At 70.7% G+C, this 16,213-nt stretch carries 12 protein-coding genes and 1 riboswitch; of the genes, 5 read left to right on the forward strand and 7 right to left on the reverse strand.

Translation table 11 applies throughout. The features are described from left to right. Positions 1-116: 116 nt before the first annotated feature. The 4 genes from JAV51_RS08170 (at position 117) to JAV51_RS08185 (ending at position 6,112) form a co-directional block, all read left to right on the forward strand. On the forward strand, positions 117-2,012 hold the full coding sequence (locus tag JAV51_RS08170) for a diguanylate cyclase domain-containing protein (RefSeq protein ID WP_197320046.1): 1,896 nt from the start codon (positions 117-119) through the stop codon (positions 2,010-2,012). 5 nt (positions 2,013-2,017) lie between these two features. After that, on the forward strand, positions 2,018-2,476 hold the full coding sequence (locus JAV51_RS08175; protein WP_197320047.1) for a peroxiredoxin: 459 nt from the start codon (positions 2,018-2,020) through the stop codon (positions 2,474-2,476). An 18-nt stretch (positions 2,477-2,494) separates the two neighbouring features. Next, on the forward strand, positions 2,495-5,395 hold the full coding sequence (locus JAV51_RS08180) for a BTAD domain-containing putative transcriptional regulator (protein ID WP_197320048.1): 2,901 nt from the start codon (positions 2,495-2,497) through the stop codon (positions 5,393-5,395). Between the two features lie 23 nt (positions 5,396-5,418). Beyond that, a riboswitch (cobalamin riboswitch) is annotated at positions 5,419-5,644 on the forward strand. Between the two features lie 39 nt (positions 5,645-5,683). Further along, positions 5,684-6,112 (forward strand): acyl-CoA thioesterase, encoded by a 429-nt coding sequence (locus JAV51_RS08185; protein ID WP_197320049.1) that lies wholly within the window; start codon positions 5,684-5,686, stop codon positions 6,110-6,112. Between the two features lie 14 nt (positions 6,113-6,126). Here the strand turns inward: JAV51_RS08185 and JAV51_RS08190 are convergent, their stop codons facing one another. The 3 genes from JAV51_RS08190 to JAV51_RS08200 form a co-directional block, all read right to left on the reverse strand. After that, on the reverse strand, positions 6,127-7,311 hold the full coding sequence (locus JAV51_RS08190) for an LCP family protein (protein ID WP_231641585.1): 1,185 nt from the start codon (positions 7,309-7,311) through the stop codon (positions 6,127-6,129). A 135-nt stretch (positions 7,312-7,446) separates the two neighbouring features. After that, positions 7,447-8,154: an alpha/beta family hydrolase gene (locus JAV51_RS08195; protein ID WP_197320050.1), complete on the reverse strand. Its 708-nt coding sequence runs from the start codon at positions 8,152-8,154 to the stop codon at positions 7,447-7,449. Continuing rightward, positions 8,151-10,019 carry an ABC transporter ATP-binding protein gene (locus tag JAV51_RS08200; protein ID WP_197320051.1) on the reverse strand — a complete coding sequence of 623 codons (1,869 nt, stop codon included), beginning with the start codon at positions 10,017-10,019 and terminating at the stop codon, positions 8,151-8,153. The genes JAV51_RS08195 and JAV51_RS08200 overlap by 4 nt, the downstream gene beginning before the upstream one ends. A gap of 123 nt (positions 10,020-10,142) precedes the next feature. Between JAV51_RS08200 and JAV51_RS08205 the strand changes: the two genes are divergently transcribed. Further along, positions 10,143-11,498 (forward strand): glycosyltransferase 87 family protein, encoded by a 1,356-nt coding sequence (locus JAV51_RS08205; protein WP_197320052.1) that lies wholly within the window; start codon positions 10,143-10,145, stop codon positions 11,496-11,498. Here the strand turns inward: JAV51_RS08205 and JAV51_RS08210 are convergent. The 4 genes from JAV51_RS08210 to JAV51_RS08225 form a co-directional block, all read right to left on the reverse strand. Next, positions 11,485-11,694 (reverse strand): helix-turn-helix domain-containing protein, encoded by a 210-nt coding sequence (locus JAV51_RS08210; RefSeq protein WP_005437638.1) that lies wholly within the window; start codon positions 11,692-11,694, stop codon positions 11,485-11,487. The two genes, JAV51_RS08205 and JAV51_RS08210, sit on opposite strands and share 14 nt — an antisense overlap. Before the next feature lie 369 nt (positions 11,695-12,063). Beyond that, a complete protein-coding gene (locus tag JAV51_RS08215; protein WP_197320053.1) occupies positions 12,064-13,692 on the reverse strand; it encodes an ABC-F family ATP-binding cassette domain-containing protein in 1,629 nt (542 codons plus the stop codon). A gap of 137 nt (positions 13,693-13,829) precedes the next feature. After that, a complete protein-coding gene (locus JAV51_RS08220) occupies positions 13,830-14,498 on the reverse strand; it encodes an acVLRF1 family peptidyl-tRNA hydrolase (RefSeq protein WP_197320054.1) in 669 nt (222 codons plus the stop codon). Between the two features lie 82 nt (positions 14,499-14,580). Next, positions 14,581-16,155, reverse strand: a complete 1,575-nt coding sequence (locus JAV51_RS08225; protein ID WP_197320055.1) for a deoxyguanosinetriphosphate triphosphohydrolase family protein — start codon at positions 16,153-16,155, stop codon at positions 14,581-14,583. Between the last annotated feature and the right edge of the window lie 58 nt (positions 16,156-16,213).

Here is a 16,213-nt window from a genome sequence, read left to right on the forward strand (position 1 = left end):
GCGGTAGACAAGATGCTTATTGCATGATGCGGTTGCAGAGTTCCGGACCACGGTCCGGACACTATGCTGGGCGGATTCCAGTGTTCGTTGATCGACGATGCTGTGCGAGGTGAAGCGTGCCGGAACCTGGTGACGCACCAGGCCTGGAGGCCATCGCGCGCCGCTGGGCGGCGCGACTTGCCGAGGTCGACGGAGTGTCGGTGACCGCGGAGAGCCTGCAGCCCACGCTGCTCGCCGTCGCGCGGGAAGCTCAGGCGGAGGCGCAGGCGGCCCGAGACGCCGCAGTCCGCCGCTTCACCGACCTCTACAGCGCCGCGCCGGTCGGCGTGGTCCTCGGCGACGCCGACAACAACATCCACGACGTCAACCCGGCGTTCGTCGAACTGCTGCACCTCTCCCGCGAAGACCTGCTCGGGCAACCGCTCACGACACTCGCCGCCACGCCCCACGACGCGAAGGTCCTGGCCGCCGTCGTCGAGAGCGCCTTGCTGCCCGCCCGAAGACCCAGGCAGGAGCAGATCACCCTCACGCACGGCAGGGACGGCACGCTCCGGACCCGCGTCACCGCCGCCACGATCACCGCGGACGGGCCCGGCTTCCCCCACCCGCTCCTGCTGGTCGAGGATGTGCAGGAGCTGGCCCTGCTGAGCGAGCAGTTGCGCAGGCAGAACGTCCAGGACTCCCTCACGGGACTGCCGAACTCGTATCACTTCGAGAACCAGTTGGACACGGCGCTCGCCGCGGCATCGGCCTCCGGCGGTCAACTCGCGCTCATCTACCTGGACATCGACGGCTTCCGGGTCGTCAACGACGGGCTCGGTCCGGGCGCGGGCGACGAGGTGCTGCGTCAGGTCGCGCGTCGGCTCGAACTGCACTTCACCACCCAACCGTCCTACGACGCGGTGGTGGCGCGGTTGTCCGGTGACGGCTTCGCCGTGCTGCTGCGCGACGCCCACGACGGCGACATCGACACCACGGTCGTGGTCGACCTCGTCGAGGAGGCGATGCGCGACCTCGCCGAACCCGTGTACGTCGACGGTGTCGGTGTGGCCACCAACGTCAGCGTCGGCATCGTCGTCGCGGGTGCCACCGGTCAGACCCGCGAGGAACTGCACCGCGCCGCCGAGATCACGCTGCACCGGGCCAAGGAGAACGGCAAGGCGCAGTGGATGCTGTTCGAGCGGGACCTCCACGGGGAGGACCGGCGACGCTTCCACATCGGCGCGGCCCTCGGCGGCGGGCTGGAGAACGGCCAGTTCAGCGTCGACTACGAACCCACCGTGACCCTCGACGACGCGCGGCGGGTCGCCGTGGTGAACGCCCAGCTCCGCTGGGACCACCCCGAGCACGGTGTCCTGCGTGCCCCCGACTTCTTCCCACTCGCCGACGCCACGGGCATGACGCCCGCGTTGGGCGAGCAACTGCTCGCCCAGTCCATGCTCGACGCCGCCGCGTGGCAGCGGGAGTTCGACCACGCACCGGATCTGTGCGTGCGGATCCCGACCCGGCTCGCCGTCGACTCCAATCTCGTCCGACTCGTGCGCACCGAACTCGCACGCACCGGCCTGCCTCCGCAGAAGCTGCGCATCTGCAGCGACTCCACCGCGTTGACCGATCCTCGTGGCGAGGTCCTGGAGAACCTGGCGATCCTCGCCGAGTTGAACGTCAAGATCACGCTGGCCGTGTCCGGGGTCGCCGACCTGGAGCTGGTCCACCGGCACCGCTTGCCCGTCGGGTTCGTGATCGTGTCCGGCCCGCTCGTCGAGGCCCTCGCCGGGGACGACGACGCCCAGGCCCAGGGCGCCCACCGACACTTCGAGATGCTGATGCACCGGGCCCGGGAACTCGGCATCAAGCGCATCGGCGTCGACGGGGTGCGCGACGCCGCCCACGCCGAGCGGCTCGCCGAACTCGGTGTCGTCGCGGGGCGCGGCGCGCTCTTCGGTGAGGAAATCGACGCGGACGAAGTCCGAACGATGCTCGCGAAGTCGGCGGAGCGCGTGCAACCATAGCCGCCATGAAACAGGCAGAGCGCGTGCCGGACTTCACGTTGCCCGACGAGACGGGCACTCCCCGGCGGCTGACCGAGTTCCTCGCCAAGGGGCCCGTCGTGTTGTTCTTCTACCCCGCGGCGATGAGCCCGGGGTGCACGGCCGAGAGCTGCCACTTCCGCGACCTCTCCGCCGAGTTCGCCGAGCTGGGCGCTCAGCCGATCGGGGTGAGCCGGGACAGCGTCGAGAAGCAGAAGCAGTTCTCCGAGGCCAACCGGCTCGGGTTCCCGCTGCTGTCGGACACCGACGGCACGGTCGCCGAGCTGTTCGGCGTCCGGCGCAACCTCGGCCCCCTGGCGACCAAACGCCACACCTTCGTGATCGGCACCGACAGCACGGTGCTCGCCGTCATCAGAAGCGAACTCCGCATGTCGGTTCACGCCGACAGAGCACTCGAGGCCCTGCGCGCTCACCGCACAAGCTGACCACCGCGGAGGTGCCGAGTGGCCGAGATCCGCTTTCACCTCCTGGGTCCGCTCGCCGTCGAGATCGACGGCAGAGAAGTGTCGCTGGGCGGTCGGAAACCCCGCCTGCTGCTCGCGGCACTCCTTCTCGAATCCGGCACCCTGGTCTCGACGGACTCGCTGATCGACGTCGTGTGGCCCGAGGACCCGCCCCGCTCCGCGGCGGCCAATCTCCGCACGTACGTCCACTCGCTGCGGCGCGTGCTCACCGAAGAGCGGATCCACCGGGGACCGGCGGGTTACCGGATCGCGGTGGCCCGGGAGGAACTCGACACCACGGCCTTCGCCGACCACGTGACGGCCGCTCGACGAGCCATGGCCGAGGATCGCCCCGCCGACGCGTTGGCCGAGTTGGCAGCCGCGGAACCACACTGGCGGGGTGCCCCGCTGGCCGACGTCCCCCACCATCACTCCTGGGGTCCGGTGCTCGCCCGCCTCGACGAACTGCGCCTGGCCGCCGACGAACTGCGTGTCCGGGCTCGGCTGGCGTGTGGCGAGCATCGCGACGTCGTGCCGGAACTGCGGGAGATGCTCGGACGCGACCCGTTGCGCGAGGAACTGTGGGCGCACCTCATCGTCGCGCTCGACCGATGTGGCCGCCGCGCGGAGGCCCGGGAGGCCTACGACGAGGTCGAACGACTGCTCCGCGAGGAGATGAACGCAGCGCCGGGACCGCAGCTCCGGGGTCTTCGGGCGCGGCTCGCGACCCCGGTGGTGACGGCCGCGCCCCGCACCCCGCAGCGTCCGCCACGCCGTGCCCGAGCGGTGTGTCAGCTCCCGCTCGACGTTCCGGACCTCACCGGTCGCGAGGAGCACGTGGCCGAGGTGATCGCGCTCGTCCGCCGCCGCCAGGCCTCCGGCGACCCGACGGTGATCGTCCTATCGGGACCACCAGGCGTCGGCAAGTCCAGTTTGGCGATCCACATCGCTCACCGACTGCGGCGGAACGTCGACGACGACCACCTGCACGTCGGGCTCGCGGGAACCACGCCGGCCCCTCGCGAGCCCTCCGACGTCCTCGGTGAGGTGCTCCGCTCGCTCGGTGCGTCCGACAAGACCCTGCCTGCCGGTGAGGCCGAACGTGCCGCGGCTCTGCGGTCGGCTCTGGCCCACCGCTGTGCGTGTCTGGTCCTCGACGACGCCGCATCGGCCGCCCAGGTGCGTCCTCTACTGCCCGGTGCGGGCACCTCGGTGGTGCTGGTGACCTCCCGCACCCGCATGCCCGAACTCACCGCCGCCGTCCACCTCGATCTGGACGTACTCGACCACGCGTCCGCGGTGCGGTTATTGGCGGGCATCGTCGGTCAGGCGCGGATCGACGCCGAGCCCGACGACGTCGCACGCATCGTCGACTCCTGTGGTCGGCTGCCGTTGGCCCTGCGGGTGGCGGGCGCGCGGATAGCCGGACGCCGTCGCCTGTCGCTGTCGTACTTCGCCGACCTGCTCACCGACGAACGGCGTCGGCTCGACGAACTCCGCGTCGGCGACCTCGCGGTGCGGGCGAGCCTGGAGTTGAGCTACGCGCGGCTGCCCCAGGAGGCCGCCACAGTCTTCCGCGCACTCGGGACACTCGGTCCCATCACGTTTCCCGGGTGGACGGTGGGCGCGATCCTGGGCGAGACCGACGACGCGAGCCCCGTGCTCGACCTGCTCGTCGACGCGCACCTGGTGGACCTCGTCGGCGAGGACGCGACCGGCGCTCCCCGCTACCGCTTGCACGACCTGCTCCGCTGCTACGCCGCCGAACGCGCCGACGAGACCGACCGGCATCGCATCCGGAGGGTCGTCGAGGGCTACTACGCCACCGCCAGCAGCGCAGTGGAACGCATGCCCGTGCGGTTCTTCGGCGTCACCCCGCCGTCGGTCCCCGCGGCGTACTGGACTCCCCCGGACCGCGAGCGGCTCGTGCGTGACCCGGTCGCGTGGTTCGACTCCGAACACGCCACCGCTGCCGCTCTGCTCGAACACGCCATCGACTTCGCCGCCGACGAACCCGCGTGGCGGCTCGCCACCGTGCTGACGCCCTACTACGACCTGCGCAACCGCTGGGAGGACTGGTGGCGCGCGGACGAACACGCCCTCGGCGCGGCCCGCAGGGCGAACCAACGGCACGGCGAGGCGATCGTGCTGCGTGACCTGGGTCAGGTGCGCGTCTACCAGGACCGCTACGAGGAGGCCCTGGCCCTGTTCGACCGCTCGACCGAGCTGTTCGTCGTGCTCGGGGACGAGCAGGGCGAAGCCGTCACCGTCGCCAGCCGGGGCACGGTGCATCGCATCCGAGGAGAGCGCACCCGGGCGCTCGACTGCTGCCGTAGGGCGCTGGAGTTGTTCTCCCGCATCGGCGACCTCCACGGCGAAGCGGTGGCGCGCATCGCGATCGGCACGGTCCGCATGGACGACGGCGCGTTCGACGACGCCGAGACGTGGTTCACCGACGCCTACGCGCTCGCGTGCGCGATCGGCGACCGCCACCGCGCCGCACACGCCGTCCACCGCCAGGCCCTCCTCCACCAGCGGCGCGGGCAGCTCGGGCTCGCGCGGCAACGACTCGACGAGGCCATCGCCGTGTTCGACGACCTCGACGACGACCACTGCGCCGGGTACGCGCAGCAGAGCCTCGGCGAGTTGTGCCTGCGCAGCGGCGAGTTGGCCCACGCCCAACTGCTCCTGGCCAACTCCCTCGCCGTGCACCGCGACACCGGGGATCGCCGCTCCGAGGCGGTCGTCAGCCAACGGCTCGGCGAGCTCCACGAATCCCTCGGCCAGGAGCAGACCTCCCGGGACTACTTCCACCGGGCGTTGGCGCTGTGGCGGGAGTTGTCGGCCGAACCCCAACGCTCCGCCGTCGAACGCAGGCTACGACCGGTCGACGAAGCCTGACCGAACCCCGCTCCACCACGTCGTAGGGTGGGAAGCGCAGCGGTTCGCCCCGCTCTCCGGTGGGGCGTCGCAAGAGGGAACCCGGTGCGAATCCGGGACTGCCCCGCAGCGGTGAGTGGGAACGACCGCCGTCATCGAGCACTGGGCCGACCCGGCCTGGGAAGCGACGGCCAGTAGGAACCGCCTTCCGGTCAGGAACCGGCGGTGTGCCCGCGAGTCCGAAGACCTGCCGCTGCCCGTGCGCGCCCGCGCACGGCCGTCCGCCGCGACTCGCGAAGGAGAGCTCACGTGGCACACCGCAGCACCGTCCGTTCCGCACCCGGGCGCAAGGCACCGGCCGACTCCCGGGTGACGCTCGCCCACATCATGAGCGAGCACGACACCAACCTCTACGGCACCATCCACGGCGGGGTGGTGATGAAACTGATCGACGACGCGGCCGCGGCAGCGGCGGCCCGCCACGCCGACGGACCGGCAGTGACCGCGTCCGTCGACCGCATGACCTTCCTGGCTCCCGTGCGGGCCGGCGACCTGCTCAGCGTCCATGCGGAGCTGGAGAGCGCCGGACGGACCTCGATGGCCACGGTGGTCCGGGTGACCTCCGAACGCTGGAACGCCTCGGGTCCCACCACCGACGTCGCGACAGCCCGGCTGACGTTCGTCGCCATCGACGCACACGGACGTCCCCGGCCCGTGCCCGCCCTGATCACGACGTAGGCGGTCGAGACCTCTCACTCCATGAGGGCGTCCTCGGGGATCGGCGAGTCGGTGCGCAGTGCCTCGAACAGGGCCTCCGACTTCGCCGGGTCCCACGACTCGGCGGAGGACGAGGTGACCGGCACGGTGGTGGTGACCACGCCGCCGTCGCCGATCCCCCGCAACGCCCACGCGAGGCCCACCAGGTCGGACAAGCCGTCGTCGGTGTCGAGCGCCAACGCGTCGGGCACCGCGCCCAACAACGGGAAGACGTCGAACGGGTTCAGCAAGGTGGCCGGGCTCGCGATCTCGGAGGCGAGCGCGCCGATGAACTTGCGCTGGTTCGCCACGCGGTCGAGGTCCGAGCGCGGCGTGGCGTCGCTGTACCGCATGCGGACGAAGCCGAGTGCCTGCGCGCCGTCGAGGGTCTGCGTGCCCGCCGGGATCACGATCCCGGTCTTCGTGTCCCGCATCTCCTTCGGGATGTCCATTTCGACCCCGCCGATGGCGTCGACCACGTTGGCGAACCCGCCGAAGCCGATCTCGGCGTAGTGGTCGATGCGCAGGCCGGTGGCCTGTTCCACCGTCTGCGCCAGCAGCGGAGCGCCGCCGAAGGCGAACGCCGCGTTGATCTTGTTCACGCCGTGGCCGGGAATCTCCACCCGCGAGTCACGGGGCAGGCTCAGCACGGTGGGCGGCGTGTCGTTGTCCGGGATGTGGACGAGCATGATGGTGTCGGTGCGCTGGCCACCCGCGTCACCGGCGGACAGCTTGGCCCGCTGGTCCTCGTCGAGCCCCTCACGGGAGTCCGAGCCGACGAGCAACCAGTTCGTGCCTTCCGCCGCCGCGGGCCTGCCCTCGTAGTCGGGCAGCGCGTCGATGCGGTTGATGGAGCTGTCGAGGTAGAACCACACCGCGCCGAGTGCCAGGACCAACACCAGGAACAGCGCCAACAGCACCTTGCCGAAGGACAACCGCTTCTTGCGCGGGCCTCGTGGCTGCGACGGCGGTGCCTGCGGCGCACGCCCGCGCGGCGGGGGCTGCTGCGGAGCCGGTGCGACCCGGGTCCGCTGAGGTTGCCGCGGAGCCTGCCGGGCTCCCGCGCCGCCTGGGACGCGCATCATCTGCGCCTGTTGGTGTCGCCCTTGTGGCGGTCTCCGGCCCGGAGGGGGTGGCCGGTGCCCACCACCTTGTCCACCCGTCTGCCCGCCGTAGGTCATGACCACTCCTGATCTGGTGCGGCTGCTGTGCTGCACGCATACCTAACCGCATGCTTCGTCACCTAGACGCGGCATCCCCCGAACAGGTTGTGTCGAGATCAGGATTAATCATGGTCGAGACCAGAAAATCCCCGGTCAGAGCATTCGCCGCCACCGGGAGGGAGCATCGTGAGCAAAGGCACGCGGCAGAATCCCCTCCTCGGGCACGAGTCCCGTGACCTGCGTCGCGAAGTCCGCCGCGAGCCTGTTCCAGACCAGTGGTCGGCGCATCAGGGCGTGACTCTCCGCCACGACCTCGAACCGGGCCAGCCGCGCGGCGTGGGCGTCGGCCCGTCGCGCGTAGCGATAGGAGTCCCCGGGCCCGGTCACCGTGTCGTGCACGCCGTGGGCGATGACGACGGTGCGTCCCGCGACGTGCTCGACCGGCTCGTCCTCGGGCGTCCACGGCGCGAACGCGCAGGCACCGACGACCGCCTCGTCGCCACACACCCTCAGCGCCACGCGCCCACCCATGGAGTGCCCCACGACCACGACGGGCAGCTCGGGATGCTCGGCGCGGATGGTCTCCAACGCCCACCACGCGTCCTGCACCGGATGCCGGTCGGGCTCGTTCCAGCCCCGCAGCCGGTTACGCAGGAGCCGCACCTCCAACCCGTGTCGTGCTCCGGCCGCGGACACGGCACGCGCCACCGGCACCATCCGCAGGTACGCCAATCGCCACGGCCGCACGACCTCGGCTCCGTACTCGGCGCCGCCGTGCAGGACGAGCGCCACCGCCCGGGGCCGTGAGGTGCGGGCCGGGAAAGTGAACAACGACGGTCGGGGGCCTTCGGCAGCGGTCATGCGACCGACCGTTCGTCCGTCGCGAACTGCGTGCGGTAGAGGTCGGCGTACCGACCGCCGGCCGCGAGCAGCTCGGCGTGGGTGCCGCGTTCGGCGACCCGCCCGTCGTCGACGACGAGGATCTCGTCGGCCGCCCTGACCGTGGAGAGGCGATGGGCGATGACGATGGCGGTCCGGCCGTTCAACGCGTCACCCAGCGCCTCGCTCACCGCGACCTCCGACTCGGAGTCCAGGTGAGCGGTGGCCTCGTCGAGCACCACCACCCGTGGCTGGGCGAGCAACAACCGAGCGATGGTCAGCCGTTGCCGCTCGCCGCCGGAGAGTCGGTAGCCCCGTTCGCCCACCACGGTGTCCAGACCATCGGGCAGCGACCGCATCAGCTCCTCCAGCCGGGCACGTCGCAGGGCCGCCCAGATCTCCTCGTCGTCGGCGTCCGGCCTGGCGTAGGTGAGATTGGCCCGGATGGTGTCGTGGAAGAGGTGCCCGTCCTGCGTGACGAAACCCACCGTGGTGCGCAGCGACTCGAAGGTCAGGTCCCGCACGTCCACACCGCCCAGCCGCACGGCACCGGAGTCGACGTCGTAGAGGCGTGCCACCAGGGACGCGATGGTCGACTTCCCGGCTCCCGACGGACCCACGAGCGCCACCATCTGCCCGGGCTCGGCACGGAAGCTGACTCCGTGCACCACCTCCTCACCGCCTCGGGTATCCACAGTGGACACCTCTTCGAGCGAGGCGAGCGAATGGGTGGACGGCGAGGGATAGGCGAACCGCACGTCGTCGAACTCCACCGACACCGGCCCGGACGGAACCGCCCTCGCATCCGGCTTCTCGGTGATCGAGGGCTTGAGGTCGAGCACCTCGAAGACCCGCTCGAACGACACGAGGGCCGTCATGATGTCCACGCGCACGTTCGCCAACGCCGTCAACGGCGTGTACAGCCGGGTGAGCAACAGCGCCAGCGCCACGACCGTGCCCGGGTCGAGGCGGCCGGTGAGCGCGAGCCACCCGCCGAGGCCGTAGACGAGAGCCTGGGCCAACGCCGACACGAGCGTGAGGCTCGTCATGAACCACCGTGTGAGCATGGCCGTGCGCACCCCGATGTCGCGGACCCGGCCCGCCCGCACGCCGAACTCCTCGGCCTCGACCTTCGGCCTGCCGAACAACTTGACGAGCGTGGCGCCGGCCGCCGAGAACCGCTCGGTCATCTGCGTCGTCATCCCGGCGTTGAGTTCCGCCGCCTGGTGCTGGAGATCAGCCATGCGGCGCCCGATCCGTCGAGCAGGCAGGACGAAGATCGGCAGCAGCGCCAGGACCAGAAGCGTCACCTGCCACGACAACGTCACCATCACGGCCAGCGAAAGCACGAGCTGGATGACGTTGGTGACGAGCCCGGACAGCGTGGCGGTGAACGTGCGCTGCGCCCCGATGACGTCGTTGTTGAGCCTGCTCACCAACGCGCCGGTGCGGCTGCGCATGAAGAACGCGACGGGCATGCGCTGCACGTGTTCGAACACGGCACGTCGCAGGTCGAAGATCAGGCCCTCGCCGATGTGGGCGGACTGCCACCGTTCGGCGAGTCCCAGCGCGGCGTCGGCCACGGCGATACCCGCGATGATCACCGCGAGCCAGACCACGGTGGACGCGGACTTGCCCTCGACGATGGCGTCGACCACCCGCCCGGCCAGCAGCGGCGTGGTGACGGCGAGGACGGCCGACACGACGGTCAGCAGCAGGAAGACGGCCAGCCTGCGCCAGTGCGGTTTCGCGAACGACGCCACCCGACGGACCGTGCCCTTGCGCAGTCCTCGGGGCGCATCAGCCGACTGCATCGCCCCCCGCAACAGCCCCCACGTATGGTCCACGCCGCCGACTCCTCTCCACGCGTTCGACACAACAGCGGTGGGGCCGCCCTTCTTCCCGACCTCCGCGCGCCGATTCTGCCCGGTACCACCGACGACGGGGACCCGCCGGTAGTCTCGACCGCCATGGGGACCCAGGCCGACGAACGGGGGGCGCGCGTGCCGACGGGCACCGTCGCACGCCTACGGGCGGCGCTGAACCGGCGGCCGCTCGTGGTCGACGCACTGCTCTACCTCGGCTGCGCCTGCTACGCCCTCGTGATGGCGTTCACGGACAAGCACCTCGGATTCCGGGTGTGGGGTGCCTTCGCCACGGCGGGGTACGGACTCGCGCTGCTGCACACCACCTGGCTGCTCCTCACCCCGAAGGCAGGCCCGTCCCGCGCGCGGTCCCGCTGGCTCGGCCTCGCGGCGGTGGGTCTCGTCGGGATGCTCGCCCCGCTGGTGACGTTGCTCGTGCGTCGCCAGGTCGCGTACGCCGACTGGACCGACGCCGAAGGGCTGTGGAGCGCACAGCCGGAGGTCTGGGTCATCGAGCGGGCGGCGAGCACGCTGCTGGACACCGGGAGTCCGTATCTCGACATCGCCGCGCTCGACCGGGCGCCGCACGTGCACGACTACACGCCGTACGGCCCGGTGATGGCGATCTTCGGGCTGCCGCGAGCGCTGCTCGGCGGCACGCCCGTCGCGGACGCGTTCACCGACGCCCGCGTGTTGTTCACCGTCACCGCGGTGGCGTGCGTGCTCGCGAGCCTGCGGCTGCTGCGGGTGCCGACACCGTCGATTCGAGCCGCACAACTCGCCGTCGTGTTTCCCCTGACCGCGCTGACCTGGGCGACCGCGGGCCCCGACCTGGCGGTCGTGGGGTTGGTTCTGGTGGCGGTCGCTCTCGCGGCCGCGGACCGGCCCGCATGGGCGGCCCTGATCTGCGCGCTCGTGACGAGCGCCAAACTGATCGCCGCCCCGGCCGCCGTGGTCGTGGGCTTCCTCGTGCTGAGCAGGCTGGGCGTGCGCGCCCTGTTGCGGTCGGGCGCGGTGTTCGTCGGTGTCACGGCCGCGGTGACGGTGCCCGTGGTGTTGGTGAACCCGAGGGCGTTCACCGAACACGTCCTGCTCTTCCCCGCAGGTCTGGGGGAGGTCGCCTCACCCGCCGCGAGCCCGCTGCCCGGCAGGTTGCTCGCGAGCACCGGAGCCGTCGGCACCGTGCTCGCGCTGGTGCTCCTGCTCACGGCGGCGCTCGCCGTGTTGCTGTGGTTGATTCGCCGTCCGCCGACGACGGCAGCCGACGCGGCCTTCCGCATCGCGGTCGGACTCTTCGCCTTCACGATGCTGACGACGGCCACCCGCTTCGGCTACCTCGTCTACGTGACGGTGTTACTGGGCGCCGCGTTGGCGTTCCGGAGCCGGGCCACGGCTCCCCTCGGCACCGGTGAACCCGGCTCCGGAACCCACGGAGATCGGGCCCCTCTTACTTCTTCTTGACGCGGGTGGCGCCGCCCCTGCCCCGAAGCTGGACACCGGACTCCGACAGGACCCGGTGCACGAAGCCGTAGGAGCGTCCCGTCGACTCGGCCAGAGCGCGGATGCTCGCTCCCTTCTCGTACTTCTTCTTCAGGTCAGCGGCCAGCTTGTCGCGCGTGTTTCCGGTGATGCGCGCACCCTTCTTCAGGTCTGCCACGTCAATCCACCTTCCGCCCGTTGATGTTTCGGGCCACTTTCAGCCCCTGCCGTGGCAATGATCGAACACGACGCGGCCGAATGCCAGACGACAACGGAAAAACATGCTCGAATGGCGCCGAAAACGTCCGATACGGTACTTGCTGTAGACGGAACAATGACAGAACGCGCTAAACCACTTCGTTCTCGTGACCAGTGGTGCGCCACACTCCACCCGATAGGGGGCCGTGTGGACGACGCCCCGGCCACACACCAATCTCACTGGTCAGAACGCCGTCCGTGATCTTTCGATCACGCAATGAGCACATCGGACTCGCGTGTCGACCTCAGATGTGAAGTGGTCGACACATTTCGCCGACTAAACACCCGATCAGGCGAGTTCGACGAGTTCCCGATAATCGTCGGACCACAGATCTTCGGTGCCGTCCGGCAGAAGGATCACCCGTTCGGGTTCGAGTGCTTCCACAGCGCCCGGATCGTGGGTCACGAGAACGACCGAGCCCTCGTATCGGCGCAAAGCGTCGAGGACCTGTTCCCGGCTCGCCGGGTCGAGGTTGTTGGTGGGCTCGTCCAGCAGGAGGACGTTCGCCGCGCTCGACACCAGCCCCGCGAGCGCCAGCCGGGTCTTCTCCCCGCCCGACAGCGTCTTGGCGGGCTGGTCGAGCTGCTCGCCACTGAAGAGGAACGAGCCCAGCAGGTTGCGCAGCTCCTGTGCGCCGGTGTCCGGGGCGAGATGCCGGATGTTCTCCCACACGGTCGCCTCGTGGTCCAGCGTCTCGTGCTCCTGGGCGTAGTACCCGAGCCGAAGGCCGTGGCCCGCCACCACCTGTCCGGTGTCGGGCGTCTCCAGGCCTGCCAGCAGCCGCAACAGCGTGGTCTTGCCCGCACCGTTGAGCCCGAGCACCACGACCCGGGAGCCGCGGTCGATGGCCAGGTCGACGCCGGTGAAGATCTCCAGGGAGCCGTAGGACTTCGACAGGTTCTCCGCGGTCAGCGGCGTACGTCCGCACGGAGCCGGGGCGGGGAACCGGATGTGGGCGACCTTGTCGGCCTGACGCTCCTCGTCGAGGTTGGCGAGCAACTGTTCCGCGCGGCGGGCCATGTTCTTCGCCGCCACGGCCTTCGTCGCCTTCGCACCCAGCTTCGCCGCCTGCTGTTGCAGCGCCGCGGCCTTCTTCTCCGCGTTGGCGCGCTCCCGACGGCGGCGCTTCTCGTCCGTGGCCCGCGCGTCGAGGTAGCGCTTCCAGGTCATGTTGTAGTTGTCCAGCTCGCCCCGGGTGGCGTCGAGGAACCACACCTTGTTGACGACCTCGTCGAGCAGGTCGACGTCGTGGCTGATGACGACGAGGCCACCGCTGTGGGACTTGAGGAAGCCGCGCAGCCACGTGATCGAGTCGGCGTCGAGGTGGTTCGTCGGCTCGTCGAGCAGCAGGATGGTGCCCGAACGACCGCCCGCGCCCGCCTCGGACGCGGCGAAGAGGATGCGGGCCAGCTCGACGCGACGCCGCTGCCCACCGGACAGCGTGCGCAGCGGCTGCGGCAGGACGCGATCCTCCAGGCCCAGGTTGGCGCAGATGCGCGCGGCCTCGCTCTCGGCGGCGTAACCGCCCAGTGCCGAGAAGCGTTCCTCCAATCGCCCGTAGCGACGCACCGCCTTGTCGCGCGCGGTGTCGTCGACGAGCTCCGCCATGGCGGTCTGCGCCTTCTCCATGTCGCGCAGCAGCACGTCGAGCCCCCGGGCGGAAAGCACCCGGTCCTTGGCCGTGACCGACAGGTCACCCTCGCGCGGGTCCTGCGGGAGATAGCCGACCTCGCCGGTGTGGTGGACCTCGCCCGCGTACGGGTCGCCCTCCCCGGCGAGCACGCGCATCGTGGTGGTCTTGCCCGCACCGTTGCGTCCGACGAGACCGATGCGGTCGCCCGGCTGCACGCGCAGGGTGGTGTCGGACAGCAGAATGCGCGAACCAGCACGCAGTTCCAGCCCGGTAGCCGTGATCACTGAGACTCTCCGTGGTGTCGACGAGGTGGTCGGACAGGCGATGCACAGGGCGCGACGAAGCGCCTACTCGAGTCGAACGACCACGACACCCAGTGTAGGGGCGAGGGTCCAGCGAATTTCGCCCGTGGTGGCCTGCCTCACCGCACGACGATCTCGACAGCGCACGCGCGGCGGGCCGCCTCGTCGAGGACCGTGCGTCGCGGTTCCGCCACGTCCAGCACGCGCGGCTCCGCCTTCGCGAACACGGCGTCGAGCCTGCGGTCGGTCCGCAACTCGTCCAGGGCCCGGCGGTCACCCCCGAGCACCACGGCGTCGAGCTCGGCGATCCGCGAGCCCACCACGTCGGCGATGTCCTCGGCCGCGGCTCGCAACGCCTGCCGGGCCTGACCGTCCCTGCGCCGCGCGAAGCGCTGCTGCGACCAGCCACCGGCAGCGCTGCGGCCGTGAACCAGGTGCCGGTCCGTACGCGACACCGTCACGCGACCGCCCTCGGCGACGCCGACGCTGTGGCCGCCGAGGCGGGCGAGAACCAGGCCGATACGACGGGGCCGCCTCACGTGGTCGACCAGGATGTCGAACGCCGCGCCCGCGATGCCGGTGCCCGGCTCGACGGCCAGCGGCTCGAAGGGGATCGCCACGGTCGCGGTGACGCCATTGCCTCCCGTGTATCGCACTCGACGCGGGTCGAGCTCGGTCCTGGCGACGCCGTCGTTGCGTTCGGCGAAGCGCTCCAGCCACCGGCTCAGTCGTTCGGGCTCCACCTCGACGGCCGTGCCGCCGCCCGCCGCCTGCCGCTTGCGCGCCATCGCCTCTCCGTTCGTCCCGCGTCGCTGCGCCGAGGTTAGCGTTCGGCCGAGCAGGGCACGACCGACCTGCCGAGCCGACCGCTCAGAGCACCGACGGCTCCGTCCACGGCTGCGCCGAGCGACCGGAGATCGCGTCGAGCATGGCCGAGGCCTGCCGGTCGGTGAGCGAGGACACGAAGTCGATCACCGCACGGCCCCGGGCGAGCGCGCGGACGGCGTCCGCACCGTGCACCGGCTCCCCCGTCGCGCCGACCAACAGCTCGGGAGCCTCCCTGGCCAGGTCGGAGTACTCCGCCTGCGCGAGTTCCACAAGATCGTGCAGGCGCCGGGGAAGCCGGGACACCTCCTCGCGATCGGTCAGCCACGCATCCAGCGCGTCCACGAGCGTGACCACGAGACTCGCCTGGCCTCGCTGGTGCAGGGCGAGGTCGGGACGCTGCAACACGAATCGCTTGTGGACGAACTTCAGGACCTGGACCTCGTGCCACTGCGCGGGTTCCAACGTCACGTGCCCCGTGCGCGGCGACGGCGACGGCGTCACGACGACCCCGTCGACCAGCCGCGCCGTCCAGCCCGCCGAGAAGCGCGCCGTCGCCTGCTCCGCCTCCACCGACCCGTCGAACGGGATGCCGAGCAGTTCGTCCACGAGCTGCTCCCGCACCCGCACGACCGCCTCGGCGAAGGCGTCCGCGTTGGTGATCCAGGAGTCCTTCGTGTGCAGATGGCGGCGGAGCTGTTCGAGTGACCGGCCGGGCCTGCGATGCGTCTGCCGCAGCTCGTTCTCGGGCAGCGCGGCGAGTTCGGACTGCCGTGACAGCCAGTGCCCCAGTTCGGTCGCCACCTCCGCGTGTTGCAGCACGCCGATGCGGTGGAAGTCCTGGAGGTCGTGGATCGCGTAGGCGATGTCGTCGGCGAGGTCCATCACCGACGCCTCCACCGTCTGCTGCCAGTACTCGATCTTGTCGGAGAACGGTGCCCGGCTGGACTCCAGCTCGGCCAACTCGGTGGAGTACACGGAGAACTTCGCCGAACCCGAGCCCGGTGCCTGCGACGGTTCGGAAGCACCACGCGGGGGCACGGGAAGCTGCGAGGGATGTGGCTGCGGATGGTGCAGCCGCGCCCACGGGTACTTCAACAACGAGGCGCGGGTGGCGGCCGTCAGGTTGAGACCCCGCGGGACCGGGCCGCCCACCTCCGTCGTCGTGACGATGCGGAACGTCTGCGCGTTGCCCTCGAAGCCGTCGGCCAGGCCGTAACGGTGTCGGGCGATGCGGTCGAGCACCTGCTCCCCGAGGTGCCCGAACGGCGGGTGCCCGAGGTCGTGGCCGAGCGCGGCGGCCTCCGCGACGTCCGGGTCGCACCCGCCGAGCTTGGCGACGAGCGCGGCCGAGTCCTCGGCGGAGGAGATGCGTTCGGCGATCGCCCGCGCCACCTGGGCGACCTTGAGACTGTGGGTCAGGCGGTTGTGGAGCAGGGCGGAGCCGCCCGCGCTCACCACCTGCGTCACCCCGGCCAGTCGGGCGAAGAACGGCGACGCCACCAGCCGGTCCCGATCGGCGCGGAACGGGCTCGACGACAACTCCGCGAATCCACCGGTCTCCGCGGCCTCGTCCCCTCGCCTCGCACGAGGGTCGGGGCTGTTCACCTCGCTCACCATGCACACACGGTACGTGAGAACGTTCCCGGTTCCGTCACGTCACGACAGGCGCCCGCCA

The organism is Saccharomonospora sp. NB11 (assembly GCF_015910535.1).
Classification (GTDB): Bacteria; Actinomycetota; Actinomycetes; order Mycobacteriales; family Pseudonocardiaceae; genus Saccharomonospora.

Excerpts from the sequence above, each read along its gene's own strand:
- JAV51_RS08175 (WP_197320047.1), top strand. The coding sequence starts at position 2,018 with ATGAAACAGGCAGAGCGCGTGCCGGACTTCACGTTGCCCGACGAGACG.
- JAV51_RS08190 (WP_231641585.1), bottom strand. The coding sequence starts at position 7,311 with ATGACCTACGGCGGGCAGACGGGTGGACAAGGTGGTGGGCACCGGCCA.
- JAV51_RS08195 (WP_197320050.1), bottom strand. The coding sequence starts at position 8,154 with ATGACCGCTGCCGAAGGCCCCCGACCGTCGTTGTTCACTTTCCCGGCC.
- JAV51_RS08205 (WP_197320052.1), top strand. The coding sequence starts at position 10,143 with ATGGGGACCCAGGCCGACGAACGGGGGGCGCGCGTGCCGACGGGCACC.
- JAV51_RS08220 (WP_197320054.1), bottom strand. The coding sequence starts at position 14,498 with ATGGCGCGCAAGCGGCAGGCGGCGGGCGGCGGCACGGCCGTCGAGGTG.
- JAV51_RS08225 (WP_197320055.1), bottom strand. The coding sequence starts at position 16,155 with ATGGTGAGCGAGGTGAACAGCCCCGACCCTCGTGCGAGGCGAGGGGAC.